This window comes from Paenibacillus sp. LBL (assembly GCF_029893715.1).
In the GTDB taxonomy this organism is placed as follows: Bacteria; Bacillota; Bacilli; order Paenibacillales; family Paenibacillaceae; genus Paenibacillus_AQ; species Paenibacillus_AQ glucanolyticus.
In genome coordinates this window covers 109285-121856 of the sequence record NZ_JARXYU010000009.1, presented here as the reverse complement: position 1 = coordinate 121856, position 12572 = coordinate 109285, and the positions used below count along the sequence as shown (strand labels likewise).

Genomic DNA, 12572 nt, shown 5'->3' with positions numbered 1-12572 from the left:
ATGTAATATTTCTATTATAAAGGTTACCTCGTAGTATGCACAGTCACATTTTACCGTTCCTATAGATGAATGAACGATGTGGCATGTTCCTTTATGAGCTCGGGATCGTGAGTAATCATGAGTATGGCCGATCCTTCTTCCAACATATGCTGGCAAAGGCCAATCACCTGGTCGATGGCGGCATAGTCCATCCCCGAGGTTGGTTCATCTAATATATACAAAGCCCGCGGAAGCATCAATTGGCTGATCACACTCAGAAGACGCTTCTCTCCCTGACTGAGCAGATAAGGGGACATGTGAAGCCGGTCCGTCAGCCCAGCCTTCTCCAACAGGAACCTGGCCCGCTCTTGCTCGGCAGCCGACAACTCCCGTCGTTTCTTCACGGGTACCCCTCCATGAAGGCTGTATATCAGTTCCTCCCATACGTTGGGGGCAGTAAACATATATTCGGGCTGCTGGAACACGTAACCGATCTGCTCGGCCCTGCGGTACACGGCCATGCCCTTGATATCTTCCCCCTGCCAACGTATACTGCCTGCTGGAGCTGGCAGCAGTCCCATGATCAGGCGGCTGAGGGTTGTTTTGCCCGACCCGTTCTCACCGGTCAGCAGCACCCAGTCGCCGGGGTATATCTTGGCATGGATGCCGTGCAGCGCTTCCCGGCCCCCGGGATAGGCAAATGTTAGCGAATCGACCTCAAGCAATGGGGAGGCGGCAGACTCCCTCGCGCCTTCTGCATGGAGTACCGCGGCAGGAACGGAACCTGCGGCGATCGGCTTGCCCGCATGGCGTTCAGCCGAATGCGGGGGAGTTGCCGCCGGGACAGGTTTGTCCCCGGCGGCGGCACCCGCTGCCTCGCCTGGAGGACGAGGCAGCAAGCCCAGCTGCGCCAGCTGCTCCCCGCAGCAGCGCAGCAGCTCCTCCGGCGGCCCGTCGAGCACGACGGTCCCGCCGTCCAGGACGATGACGCGCTGCGCGGCGCGCGCGGCATCGTCAAAGCGGCCGGACGCGGTAATGAGCGTCCGGCCCTCCGCCTGCAGCTTGAAGCACAGCTGCAGGAAGTTCGCCTGCGCCGCGGCGTCCAGGCTCGCGCAGGCGTCGTCGAAGACGTAGAGCCGCGGCCGCAGCGCCAGCACCGCTGCAATGGCCGTGCGCTGCCGCTGTCCGCCGGACAGGCGGCGCACCGGGTCCAGCCGGCGGTCAAGCAGCCGGACCGCGGCAAGGGACTGTGCCACCCGCTCCTCAATCTCCGCCGGTGATACCCGCATGTTTTCAGGACCGAAGGCCGCTTCGTCCTCTACGATGCCCTGCACAAGCTGCGCATCCGGGTCCTGAAACAACACCCCAACCGCCTCCGCTATGCTAGCAATCGGCGCCGCTGCGGGATCGATGCCATCGAGCAGCACCTCCCCTTCTCTCGTGCCCCCGCCGCTGCGCGGAAGGAGACCGCACAGCAGCTGGCACAGCGTAGATTTGCCACTGCCGCTTGCTCCGATGATCGCCACCCGTTGGTTGCGCGCTATCTCCAGATTGATATCTTGTATAACCGGCTGTTCTTCTCCATCATAAAGAAAACCCAGTTTCCGGCATGTTATCGTTGTTCCTGACATCCGTTTATCCCTTCGTTGAGGCGGCAAACCGGCGAAGCAGCCCCGTCTTCACTAAAGCCTCTCCCAAAACTTTGGTTACCAAACCACAGAGCAACACACCGCTGAGAATCCGCACAACGAGCGCGATCCCAAGCACTTCAAGCGGCCAGGATGTATACCCGAACATATTGGCTGCGAACAGGAACCACAGCGGAACCATCGCTCCGCCAACCAGCATGAGGACGCCCGCGCTCCATTTTTGATAACGGAAGATCGCAAATATCGTCTCTGCCACAATCATATAACAAGCAGCAGCCACGAAACAGGAAGGAATGCCGTACACCGTTCCCGTCAGAGCCTGTATCGTGCCGCCAATGGCAAAGGTGACAACCGCTGTTCCCGGTTTGCGAATGATGTAATAAGCCAAGAGACCATAGATCATATAGATTCCGGTTGTAGTCGAAGTTGCAATGGGTCCTCCAAGACTGTTCAACAGCTTGTTGACCGGCCCTATGTATATCGTAAGAACGGCATTAACAGCGGCAAGCATCGCCATCAGGATAATTTCCTGGGTAGTAAAAGCAAACCATTTTTTCTGGGATGATGATGAATTCAAGTGGAGTCCTCCTTAATTCCAGTCATGAATGACTGTACTTGCATTCGAATGCTTCATTATCATATTTTGCATCCTTCTGCCCTTATCGTCAACTCGGTTTTTGATATATCCGGTTAACAATTTAAACAATCCACCACAGCCACACCGTTGCAAGCACATAAATCACAGCCGATACGGCCGCCCATGAAGGTATGTTAACCTCCGTTCGGTACGTTCGGTCCGGATACGCCCCAAACCCCTTGGATTCCATGGCTCCCGCTGTTTGCTGCACACGTCGCAGCGCATTGAGCAAGACTGCCGATACAAACTTTAATCCATAACTTATGCGGCTTCCTAATCCCTTCGGCGGACGATGTCCCCTAACCTGCTGGGCAGCCAGAATATGGTTTCCCTCTTCCTCCAACAGCGGAATGAACGTGAGGGCAGCCGATATGCCGAATGCAAACCGATAAGGGACCCGAAGACGCCGGGTCAACTCCGCCACCAGCTCCCTGGGGTCTGTTGTAATGATGTACGCCATGGAGGTCAGGAACAGCGTAAACATTCTCAGGGTCATGGCCCCTGCAGCATTCAGCGCTTCTATGGTCACCGATACCGATCCCCATTGCAGCCACACGGTCTCCCCTTGAACGGTCAGACTGGTCAGAATAAAATAAGGCACCGCAACGATGGCAATCAGCCGAATGCCTCCCAGCAGCTGCCTGCCTGACATATGTCCAGCATATCGGGCTTGTCCGATACAGAGAAGCAGAAAAACCGCCTGCTGCCAGGCCTGGTCAAGCAGCATCGCAATCACGGCTGTACAGAACAATATCACAAGCTTGCTTAAAGGATCATATCGATGAAGAAGCGAGCTGCCCTTCTCATATTGAATCAACACGTCACCACTCCTGCCTTTCCCTTGCCTTAAGCCAATCTTGCCTAAGCAGTGAAAACACTGCTGCATCCACATAACCGCTGGATGTATGCCGGTACTCCCGCAGCACGCCCTCGCGCATATAACCGATCTTTGCAAACCAACGGCATGCCCGCTCGTTTCGGGGATCCACAAAGGCTTCGATCCGGTTTAGCCCCATGGATGAATATCCGAAGTCAGCTGCCAGTTTCGCCGCTTCCGACATGAAGCCTTGCCCCCAATAAGCACGGGTCAGCTCGCAGCCGAATTCAGCCCGGAACGCACCCTTGAGCTGCCAAATATTAAATCCACAGCTGCCAATCAGCTCCCCGGTTTCGATGATTTCGACTCCCCAGCGGATGGCTTCATCCTGCTCGGCAAGCCGAAACAGCCATTGAATCAGTGCCTTCGCATCCTCAGCTGAATGCATGACCGGCAAATCCAGATAAGCCGTGGTGGCCGAATCCGACCAACAGCGGAACATCGCTTCCGCATCTTCTGCTGTCATCCTTCGCAGCCGTATTTGCCTACCTTCCAGTTCAGGAATATTTCCTTCACAAATGTACATGGATCTGAGGTCCCCCCTTACAAAAAAACTGACTTGTATCCGCTGTTTCCGGTGATACTATCTATGTGTATAAATGAGTATAACGAAAAATCCGATCCGTTCCTGGTCATCCATCAGCATCCTAGAGGCTGGATGTTTATATATTGATGGATTCGGGAGGCTTCCGTCAATATGTGTTGCACAGCCCCCTTGTACAGTACGGAAGAAGGAGGAAGTCATCTGAGTATGTATATCGCGATTGTATTGCTGTTAACCGTCGTTATGGTCGCCGCTGCCATTACCCAAATCGGATATCTGCAGATTACGCGGATGAGAGTGAAGAATGATCTCAAACTGTTCACGGTGCTGGAAAAAGCCGGACTTTACAGCAGGGAGCGATATGAATCCCTTCGAAAGAGTGAAGTGGCTATCACCAGCTTTGACGGATTGAAGCTGTGCGGAGCTGCCATAGAAAACAACCCCGGTTCCAAGCACTGGATGATCCTCGTGCACGGTTATACCGGCTCCCGAGCAGTTTCCACCCAATTCATTGATCTGTTCACGGAGGAGGGCTACAACGTACTCCTCATTGATCAGCGCCGGCATGGACGAAGTGAAGGACGATATACCACCTACGGTTATTATGAGAAGCACGACGTGCAGGCATGGGTTCGCTGGATCACTCAGCAGTATGGGCAGGACGTGGCCATCGGGCTGCATGGCCAATCTCTGGGGGGTGGAACCGTACTGGAATATCTGTCTATCGCCGAGCCGCAGGTCAAACTCGTTATCGCCGATTGCCCGTATTCCGATTTGACAGATTTAATGCGACATCAGCTTACCCGCCTTAATAAAATCCCTTCCGTGCCATTTCTGTCGTGGGTGAATGCAAGGATTCGGCGCAAGGCCGGATTCAGCCTCGACCAGGTCAGTCCAATCCGCGCTGTTCGGAACAGCACACTTCCGGTCTTGTTTGTCCATGGCACCCAGGATCATTACGTACCGACCCGAATGAGCATCGAGATGTTCAAGGTTAAACCGGAACCGAAACAGCTGCTCCTTATTGAAGGAGCCATTCATGCCAACGCATACCATATAGACCCTGAGTTATACAGGGCAGGTGTGCATGCTTTCCTTCGCAAGTATATAGGCCAACCCGTGAAGACATATCAACCGGAAGCCGCTCAAGTATCTCAGACGGAGGAAACTCCTCCCTTACATCCGTTTCAATTGGAGCTGGACGGTTCTCTTGAGACGATATAAATGGTTTGCTGCAGCTGAAGCATGGATACTGAACCGACAGCATAAAGAGCCCCCGCTCTAACGCACAGCACCTAGTGTTAGTCGGGGGCTTCTTTCTCATTATTCATCATTATTCATCATTATTCATGTTATGCCATGGAATCTTCCTTCTTCGATTTTACCGGCTTGAGCACTTCTCCGCAGAGATCCTTAAGCTTGCTCTGAATCTCCTTAAACTCTTCGATTCCGGCACCAGTCAAGCTGTAGCCCTCACCGTGTGCAGTCAGGAAATTCTCTTCCGTCAAACGTTCGAGCTCATGCTTAACCTCCCGATCGCCGACCTTATATCCTTGTCGCTCCAGTTCAGGCTGCATCTCACTTATCGTAAGGTCACGCTCGTGTGCGTGATAGAGCATATGAATCCCAATAAACAAATTTTGTACGTCTGCCCGCATTCGCTTTCTCTCCCTCCACCTGTTAAGTTGATACCTGGTCTTGTCATTCATTACCCTTGCACCCTGACGGGGAATCAGCCGTCTGGCCGGATCAAGCTCCCCATGCTCGTCCCTTGACGAATATCTTATACTTATACTATGGTGAATGAACTACGACGATATAATGGAAGGCGGAAATCAGCATGTTTCAAAATACACCTTATGAAGGCACCCGGAGCGAGCAATATGCCCAGGTCCTGAATCAGTTAAAAGCACTTATACACGATGAGCCAAACGCGATTGCCAATCTGTCTAATGCAGCCGCTCTGCTCAAACAGTTTCTGTCCGATACAAATTGGGCCGGATTCTATCTCTATGATGGCAAAGAGCTGGTGCTTGGCCCATTCCAGGGGCTGCCCGCATGCATTCGCATTCCGATGAATCGAGGAGTTTGCGGCACGGCTGCCGCTAAACAAACGACGCTGCTTGTAGACGATGTACACGAGTTTCCCGGACATATCGCCTGCGATGCTGCCTCGAACAGCGAGATTGTTGTCCCTATTATCGTAGAGGGTGCCTTGTATGGCGTTCTCGATATCGACAGCCCTCTGAAGAGCCGGTTCGATCAGGAGGACCAGCTATTCCTGGAGGAGTTCGTCCACATATTGGAAGCCCAGCTCACCTTATAAACAGGATGTTTTTGCGTATTCTTCCATACACTAACCAGGAGTTTGAATCCAACAATTCTTAGGAGGAATACAAGCAATGTATCAAATGAACAACAATAACTCACAAATTTCGCAGCAAATCCGTCAGTGTGAGCAAATTCTTCAACAGTTGACCCAGCAAACGCAGCAGGGCTCAGCCATGTACCAACAACTGCTGCAGCAGGAACAGCAGAATGCAGCCCGTCTGGAGGAAATTGCTCAACGCGAACGTCAAGCAACTCAAATGATCCAATCCGCTCTGCAGGGCCATCAACAAGCCATGCAGCAGTACCAGCAAATCTCTCAGCTTGTCAAACAAGTGGAGCATACCGCGCAAGCTCACAATCAAACACAGCACATTCAGCCTTCCTTCGGGCAGCAGGGTTTCCCTAACATCCACCAAGGGCAAGGCTTTCAATAAGAACATCAAGAAGGGGTACCCACGATCTGGGTACCCCTTCTGCTGTTTCTGCCATGTGACAGCGACTCGCATGTAAGATCTCTCTCTATGAAATTCCGTCATCCTTGTTCATTGCTTCTTGTTTCTACTTCGATTCATCGCTTACACTGAATTCGATCTCTGCTTGAATCTTGTACCTCTTCGGCTCTTCCCTGTTCGAATCACGCTGCGCCTTCGAATCAATCATAAAGTCCGCAGATCCGTACACCACATACTCTCCTTCAGGAAAACCATTCCTCAGGGAATGAATAAACGCTTTAAACTGTTTATCATCCCCGCCGTTGTATCCGCCACCGCCGCTATAATACTCGCGCAGGGGCTCTCCCTTTTTCAACGTGGTCGTAATATACGGTTCATTCATCGCATAGCTGATGTTATAATCCCTGATGAGCTCCTTCATCGGAAAATAAAAAGCGGAGGCTGCATGGCCGATCGTAATCTCAGCCTCTTCGCCCACATATTCCAGTTCCCCGTATACTTGAACTTTTTCATTTGGCTCGTAATGCTCCTTCTCGCTAACCAGGCGATACACAAAATCCCCATCGGGAACCTCCGCATGACTATCCCTGTCCGCTTTATTCAATGAAAGATTAGACTGAGCCGCCCCCGACATCTCCTGCTCCGCGCAACCTGTAAGAATAAACATCAATATAAACCCCAAGCAAAGGTATCTTCTCATCTTTGATTTCACCTCAACCTCCAGACGGCTCGTGTGGTTACAAAGTTGCATAGATATGCAAAAAAGCCGTTTCCAATAGTCCGCATATCTGCGAAGTTTTGGAACAGCTCCTCAACTGGTGCATATCAATAAACCGAATCTACGATTCGTAAATGTTCTTAACCCGTCCAACCTGGCCGTCTTGAAGACGTACTTTGATGCCGTGCGGATGGTTCGGCGAATTGGTCAGGATATCCTTAACCACTCCACGGGTTAGCTTCCCCGTTCTTTGATCCTGCTTCAATACAATATCAACCTCAAGTCCCGGTCTGATGTTGGAACGCTGCCCACCATTCATCATCGTCCCTCCTGTTCTCATCATTCATGCTGTTCATTGCGCTATGTCCACCTTACTGAAATCAAAAGCCAAAAGCAAATCTCAACAACAAAGGACTGCCCGTTACGGATCCTTTCAGATCTCATAACTGGGCAGTCCCTCTATCTCATTCCAAGTATGGGGTAACCCCCTATGAATGGATTGGCATTGTTACAGCACACTTCCGCCATACAGGAAGCGGTTTTTCCAAGAGTCGCCGAAGCTGCCTACCAGGACGCCGCCGGATTCTTTCGAATACGTATGCAGCAGCTTGTTGTCTCCCAGATAGATAGCAACATGCGTAATTCTCTGCTTGGACTTGTCCAGTCCCGCATAAGCCGAAGCTGATGATCCTTTATAACTCATGAAGAATACTAGATCTCCGCGTTTCAGTTGATTTACGTTTGTAACCGCTGTTCCTTTATCTTTAACATATTGTCCTTGAGTACGTGAATTACTTGGCAGCGTAATGTTAGCCCCATCCATGAATGCGCGGCGGACAAAGGCCGAGCAGTCAAAAGTTTTCGTTGAACTGCGGTTAGAACCGAATTCATACGGCGTGCCCAGATACTTCATGCCTGCACTGATAACTTTTTCAACGCTGGCATTGGTAGAAGGGGTAGTTGTTCCCGAATTGCCGGAGTTGCTGCCCGAGTTATTTCCAGAGTTGCTGCCGGAATTGTTTCCGGAATTGTTAGAAGAGCCGTTGCTTGGGGTAATCAATTTAGATGAAGCGTACCCTTGCTTGCCACTAGAAGTTTTAATCTTATACCAGCCGGAGCTGCTGCCCAGAATTTGAACGCTGTCTCCTTTATAGACACGATCAACGACTTTACCGGAAGTCGAAGGCTGACTGCGCATATATACATTCGAGCTTGCTACACCTTTGGTTACAGACTGCGCAGTGGCAGCAGAGACTTCATTCACAGACCCATATCCGTAAGAACCAAGAACTGCTGCTGACAGAAGCGCTCCGGCCATCAATTTTTTAAAGCTTTTTTGCGAGAAAATAAGTATCTCCCCCATCTCGTTAGATTGTGGGATGACGAAATTGTCATTTTTCGTGATCCCACAATCATTATAGACAGGCTATGTCTTGGGACGCATGCTACCATTCTCACAAAAACGCATGCCAACTATTGGTAAAGAGTAGGACTTTAGTCTCTTTTTATACTTTAATTTAGTATATATAGATTATAATAGAAATAAAAAACGCCAAAATAACCCAACGGGCCCGGTGAATAAACTTCCGGATCGCTCTGTTGGGTCTATCTGCTTATTAAATATACGAATGTATTTCTTACATTTGTGCATGGGGCACCTGATTCAGGTTCTCTTACACCTAAAAAAGAGCCTGTCCAGACGGTATCCCATCTGACAGACTCTAGTTTATCGTACATATTAAATTTCATTCCACTACAATATTGTAAACTTTTCGCTTTACGGTCTCTTGGAATAGAGCGGATATCCAGGGTTTTCCGGTACATCGATCAGAATGACCCGTACATTCTCTTGCGCCTTAAGGTTTATCGTCTCCCCCTGCTTCGTATCCATTACCATAAAGTCCCGATGTTCAAATAGAAGTTTCTCCTCTTCGGAGCTAAAACTGCCGGACCCCCTGACTGCGAGCGCAGCAGCACGTCTGCCGGATTTCAATTCATACTGGGCCTCATGCCCGGCCAGTATCTGGATATCCAGCATCCTCACGTCTACGGATAGATCCGTTGGGGCAGAACCGCCAATCATCGTTTTGACCAGTCCGCCCTGAATGCGGGTTACCGGAAATGAATCCGGTCGATACTGACGACAGGCCGGATTCTGTTTCAACGAATCCCTAAGATACGGCTCGAACCATAATTGGAGCCCTTCTGCATCAGGTCCGGTCAAACGTTCCTCATGCGTAAGTCCAGATCCGGCCCTCATCAACTGCAGGCCTCCAGGCCCCAATTCGCTGTGCATTCCCTGTGAATCCTTGTGTACACCCTTACCCTGCATCATATACGTCACGATTTCAAAACCTTGATGGGGATGGGGTGCAATATAACCTTCAACAGGCGAGCGGAACCAGGACCAATAGAAAAGAGGTCCCACCCGGGTCACAGCCGACCCTTCTCCAGAGAAACCGATCGGCTTCAGCTCTGTTATCCTTCCTCCGTCGAGAGAGCCCTTGCTCTGATTCTCAGGTGGATATACATTTCCTATCATGTCCAGTCTCCTCCTTTCACCCATCCATGATTGACCTTGAACAGGTGTTCACCTTGATATCTCGGCTTTAAGATAGTATTAACGATAACAGAATATATATCAACATCCTTATTTTCCCTGATTGAGAATGCATATTTGCGAATCACCTTCAGTTTATTTTCAGTTCGCTTTCAGACTTCATTCAGTTAGAGAACGTATGATACAGTTAAAGGAACGAAATAAGAGGAGTTTTGAGTTATGGAATCTGTTCACCGTATTCGCATTTTGCTTGTCGATGACGAGCCGCATATCCTGCAATTTTTGGAGTTGGGATTAAGAAATGAAGGCTTTGAGGTGCGCTCGGCCCCCGATGGAGAACAAGCAGTTATAGTAGCAAGCAACTTCGAGCCGCATGTCGTCGTGCTGGATGTGATGATGCCGGGGATGGACGGTCTGGAGGTGTGCAGACGCTTGAAGGAAGAGGGCAAGGATGTCGCGGTGATTATGCTAACGGCCAAGGATGAGATTGATGACCGGGTAAAGGGGCTAACCATCGGTGCGGATGATTATATGGTTAAGCCTTTCAGTTTTGAAGAGCTGCTTGCCAGAATCCAAGCACGGCTGCGCAATCAATTTCCAAACCTGCTGGGTGAAATCCGGCTGGGTTCCTTCACCATTGATGACCGCAAGAAGGAAATTGCATACCAGGGTGAGGCGCTGGAGCTGTCACCTACGGAATACAAGCTGTTGAAGCTGCTTGTGACCAAACACGGCAGCGTTCTGAGCAAATCCAACATTTTGAATATTGTGTGGGATTATGATTTTGGCGGAGAGGATAACATTGTTGAGGTCTATATCCGTTCCCTGCGCGAGAAGCTTGGAGATAAGGAGCACCGGGTTATTCGCACCCTTCGCGGTGCCGGTTACCGGGTGGACTTGTTATGAGAATCCGCGACCGGATACGCTCATCAGGTCCTGGTTCTCTAAGGACGCAGCTGCTGTCGCGTTCCCTTATCGTATTGGCGCTTCTACTGGTGCTGATCGGTGCGCTGCAATATGTATTGATGAAAAATGCCATGTTCCGTAATCAAGCCGAGGCGCTTGCTCTTCAGGTCCGCTCGCTCCCCAAGGAGCTCTGGGAACCTGACCGCGAGCCTCGTAACCGGCCTGCACTTCCGGATAAAGACACCGATCAGGAGAACCCTCGCCAGCAAGACAAACCCCTGTTCTTTCTGCCGAATATGTCGCTTGCCAAGATTGATATCGATGGGAGCTACTCGGACTTGGCCGCCGACAACGGGCTCATCGCCCCGCAGCTGCCCTCCGAGGATTATACAGCAGTCCTGGCCCAGCTCAAGGAGCGCCACCCCCTTCGATATGAAGTGATCGAAAATGCCGAAGGCACAGAGCAGATCGTTGTCTTTCGCCCTTACGGCAGCCCTGACAGCCCTTCCGGCCTGCTGCAGCTTGGTATGGATACGCAGCCGCTGCACGCGGTTCTTATGCGGCAGCTGATGATTTTTGCTCTTCTGGCCTTGCTTGCCATGGCGGGTGGAATCGCGTTGTATCTGCCTTTACTGCGCCGAACGCTCAATCCGCTCAGCCGAATGGTGGAGACGGTAGAACGCACCGATGCCGGAAATCTGGCCGAGCGTTTTCCCGTTATGCAAGGGCAGCAGGAGATCGACCGCTTGGCCGAGTCGTTTAACGGCATGCTGGAAAGGCTTGAGGATGCATTTCAGGCCGAACGTGAAGCCAAGGAGCAGATGCGGAGGTTTATTGCGGATGCTTCCCATGAGCTGCGGACGCCGCTCACTTCGATTCACGGGTTTCTGGAGGTGCTTGGCCGCGGCGCTGCCGACAACCCGCAGCAGCTGCATGCTGCGTTATCCAGCATGCACGGTGAATCCAAACGCATGAAGAAACTGGTCGAGGACCTGCTGCTGCTCGCCAAGCTTGACCGCAAGCCTGAGCTGCACCTTCAGGAAACCCGGCTCGATCAGCTGCTGCATGAGATGGAGCCCCATCTGAAGATGCTTGCCCAAGGACGGGAGGTATTCTTCCAATCGGCCCCCCTTCTATGCCGATGCGATCCCGACAAGATCAAGCAGGTTATCTACAATCTGTTCCTTAATGCGGTGCAGCACACGAATCCTGACAGGGGGCAGATCCATGTGACGCTTGATAGGGCTGCGGATCATGCCGTACTGCTGGTTCGCGACAACGGGACCGGGATTCCGAAGGAGCATCTTCCCCATCTGTTCGAACGTTTCTACCGGATCGATGAATCCCGGACCAGACAGCAAGGCGGATCGGGTCTTGGACTCGCCATAACCCAGTCCATCATTGCCGCGCAGGGCGGCTCGTTGAGTGTGGACAGTACAGTTAACCTAGGTTCTGAGTTCCGTGCCGAATGGCCGGGGATTATTCCCTAGCCTAAAAACACAGCTTCAAACACCAGCTCATTCAAGGAACGGCGGCCTGTAGGAACCTCGCGCTCCTGCAGCGCCTCCGGAAGTGCCGATTTGTCTCCCGGATAACCAAGCGTAATGACCGCGAGAAGCTCATATTCTGCCGGAATATGCAAAGCTTCGCGGGCAAGCTCACGGTCATAACCGCCAATGGCGCGGGTGTTCAGGCCGAGCAATGCTGCCTGTGAGGCGATTGTGCCCCAGGCTGTTCCCTCATCAAATGCATGACTGCCGCTGGGCGTCCGGCGGGACCGCCGCCGATCACGAGGACATCCGCCGTCAGTTTCAGCTCATCAATCGCGTTCAACTCATCATCTCCCCGCTCCCTTTTGTCAGTTAGATAAACCTGGATAAAACAACAAAAGGAGATCATGAATAGGGCTCATGATCTCC

Annotated in this window: 16 protein-coding genes and 1 pseudogene; 5 read left to right on the top strand and 12 right to left on the bottom strand. The window is 51.6% G+C overall.

The window, feature by feature from the left end; genetic code table 11:
• Positions 1-59: 59 nt before the first annotated feature.
• The 5 genes and pseudogenes from M2277_RS19345 to M2277_RS19325 form a co-directional block, all read right to left on the bottom strand.
• Positions 60-941, bottom strand: coding sequence for an energy-coupling factor ABC transporter ATP-binding protein (locus M2277_RS19345; protein ID WP_280755408.1), 882 nt, complete (start codon positions 939-941; stop codon positions 60-62).
• A gap of 210 nt (positions 942-1151) precedes the next feature.
• Positions 1152-1610: pseudogene (locus M2277_RS19340) on the bottom strand (energy-coupling factor ABC transporter ATP-binding protein); the annotation flags it as partial.
• Positions 1611-1614: 4 nt separating this feature from the next.
• Complete coding sequence (locus M2277_RS19335; RefSeq protein WP_051449151.1) at positions 1615-2145, bottom strand: ECF transporter S component; 531 nt, start codon at positions 2143-2145, stop codon at positions 1615-1617.
• A 181-nt stretch (positions 2146-2326) separates the two neighbouring features.
• Complete coding sequence (locus M2277_RS19330) at positions 2327-3085, bottom strand: energy-coupling factor transporter transmembrane component T family protein (protein WP_036638720.1); 759 nt, start codon at positions 3083-3085, stop codon at positions 2327-2329.
• A 1-nt stretch (position 3086) separates the two neighbouring features.
• The gene (locus M2277_RS19325) at positions 3087-3668 is read right to left on the bottom strand and encodes a GNAT family N-acetyltransferase (protein ID WP_006208167.1); all 582 of its coding nucleotides are present in this window, start codon (positions 3666-3668) and stop codon (positions 3087-3089) included.
• Between the two features lie 171 nt (positions 3669-3839).
• Here M2277_RS19325 and M2277_RS19320 point away from each other — a divergent pair, with 171 nt between their 5' ends.
• Positions 3840-4910, top strand: a complete 1071-nt coding sequence (locus tag M2277_RS19320; RefSeq protein ID WP_280755382.1) for an alpha/beta hydrolase — start codon at positions 3840-3842, stop codon at positions 4908-4910.
• A gap of 128 nt (positions 4911-5038) precedes the next feature.
• Here M2277_RS19320 and M2277_RS19315 read toward each other — a convergent pair whose 3' ends face one another.
• Positions 5039-5344, bottom strand: a complete 306-nt coding sequence (locus tag M2277_RS19315) for a hypothetical protein (protein ID WP_006208165.1) — start codon at positions 5342-5344, stop codon at positions 5039-5041.
• A gap of 182 nt (positions 5345-5526) precedes the next feature.
• Between M2277_RS19315 and M2277_RS19310 the strand changes: the two genes are divergently transcribed.
• Together M2277_RS19310 and M2277_RS19305 are read left to right on the top strand one after the other, a co-directional pair.
• Entirely contained in the window at positions 5527-6012 is a 486-nt protein-coding gene (locus M2277_RS19310) for a GAF domain-containing protein (protein WP_006208164.1), read from the top strand.
• 76 nt (positions 6013-6088) lie between these two features.
• Complete coding sequence (locus M2277_RS19305) at positions 6089-6451, top strand: hypothetical protein (RefSeq protein ID WP_006208163.1); 363 nt, start codon at positions 6089-6091, stop codon at positions 6449-6451.
• A 124-nt stretch (positions 6452-6575) separates the two neighbouring features.
• Here the strand turns inward: M2277_RS19305 and M2277_RS19300 are convergent, their stop codons facing one another.
• From M2277_RS19300 to M2277_RS19285, 4 genes are all read right to left on the bottom strand, one after another.
• Positions 6576-7136, bottom strand: a complete 561-nt coding sequence (locus M2277_RS19300) for a hypothetical protein (RefSeq protein ID WP_040680246.1) — start codon at positions 7134-7136, stop codon at positions 6576-6578.
• A 172-nt stretch (positions 7137-7308) separates the two neighbouring features.
• On the bottom strand, positions 7309-7506 hold the full coding sequence (locus tag M2277_RS19295) for a YwbE family protein (protein ID WP_006208161.1): 198 nt from the start codon (positions 7504-7506) through the stop codon (positions 7309-7311).
• Positions 7507-7695: 189 nt separating this feature from the next.
• Entirely contained in the window at positions 7696-8451 is a 756-nt protein-coding gene (locus M2277_RS19290) for a C40 family peptidase (protein WP_235187332.1), read from the bottom strand.
• A 513-nt stretch (positions 8452-8964) separates the two neighbouring features.
• On the bottom strand, positions 8965-9729 hold the full coding sequence (locus tag M2277_RS19285) for a pirin family protein (RefSeq protein WP_036638711.1): 765 nt from the start codon (positions 9727-9729) through the stop codon (positions 8965-8967).
• Between the two features lie 237 nt (positions 9730-9966).
• Here M2277_RS19285 and M2277_RS19280 point away from each other — a divergent pair, with 237 nt between their 5' ends.
• Together M2277_RS19280 and M2277_RS19275 are read left to right on the top strand one after the other, a co-directional pair.
• Positions 9967-10653: a response regulator transcription factor gene (locus tag M2277_RS19280; RefSeq protein ID WP_036638709.1), complete on the top strand. Its 687-nt coding sequence runs from the start codon at positions 9967-9969 to the stop codon at positions 10651-10653.
• Positions 10650-12143, top strand: coding sequence for a sensor histidine kinase (locus tag M2277_RS19275; protein ID WP_036638707.1), 1494 nt, complete (start codon positions 10650-10652; stop codon positions 12141-12143). The genes M2277_RS19280 and M2277_RS19275 overlap by 4 nt, the downstream gene beginning before the upstream one ends.
• Here M2277_RS19275 and M2277_RS19270 read toward each other — a convergent pair.
• Both M2277_RS19270 and M2277_RS19265 read right to left on the bottom strand, forming a co-directional pair.
• The gene (locus M2277_RS19270) at positions 12140-12355 is read right to left on the bottom strand and encodes a nitroreductase family protein (protein ID WP_280755381.1); all 216 of its coding nucleotides are present in this window, start codon (positions 12353-12355) and stop codon (positions 12140-12142) included. The two genes, M2277_RS19275 and M2277_RS19270, sit on opposite strands and share 4 nt — an antisense overlap.
• Positions 12343-12486, bottom strand: a complete 144-nt coding sequence (locus tag M2277_RS19265; protein WP_234972781.1) for a hypothetical protein — start codon at positions 12484-12486, stop codon at positions 12343-12345. The genes M2277_RS19270 and M2277_RS19265 overlap by 13 nt, the downstream gene beginning before the upstream one ends.
• Positions 12487-12572 lie beyond the last annotated feature (86 nt).

Excerpts from the sequence above, each read along its gene's own strand:
- M2277_RS19335 (WP_051449151.1), bottom strand. The coding sequence starts at position 2,145 with ATGGCGATGCTTGCCGCTGTTAATGCCGTTCTTACGATATACATAGGG.
- M2277_RS19325 (WP_006208167.1), bottom strand. The coding sequence starts at position 3,668 with ATGTACATTTGTGAAGGAAATATTCCTGAACTGGAAGGTAGGCAAATA.
- M2277_RS19320 (WP_280755382.1), top strand. The coding sequence starts at position 3,840 with ATGTGTTGCACAGCCCCCTTGTACAGTACGGAAGAAGGAGGAAGTCAT.
- M2277_RS19315 (WP_006208165.1), bottom strand. The coding sequence starts at position 5,344 with ATGCGGGCAGACGTACAAAATTTGTTTATTGGGATTCATATGCTCTAT.
- M2277_RS19310 (WP_006208164.1), top strand. The coding sequence starts at position 5,527 with ATGTTTCAAAATACACCTTATGAAGGCACCCGGAGCGAGCAATATGCC.
- M2277_RS19305 (WP_006208163.1), top strand. The coding sequence starts at position 6,089 with ATGTATCAAATGAACAACAATAACTCACAAATTTCGCAGCAAATCCGT.
- M2277_RS19300 (WP_040680246.1), bottom strand. The coding sequence starts at position 7,136 with ATGTTTATTCTTACAGGTTGCGCGGAGCAGGAGATGTCGGGGGCGGCT.
- M2277_RS19295 (WP_006208161.1), bottom strand. The coding sequence starts at position 7,506 with ATGAATGGTGGGCAGCGTTCCAACATCAGACCGGGACTTGAGGTTGAT.
- M2277_RS19285 (WP_036638711.1), bottom strand. The coding sequence starts at position 9,729 with ATGATAGGAAATGTATATCCACCTGAGAATCAGAGCAAGGGCTCTCTC.
- M2277_RS19280 (WP_036638709.1), top strand. The coding sequence starts at position 9,967 with ATGGAATCTGTTCACCGTATTCGCATTTTGCTTGTCGATGACGAGCCG.
- M2277_RS19275 (WP_036638707.1), top strand. The coding sequence starts at position 10,650 with ATGAGAATCCGCGACCGGATACGCTCATCAGGTCCTGGTTCTCTAAGG.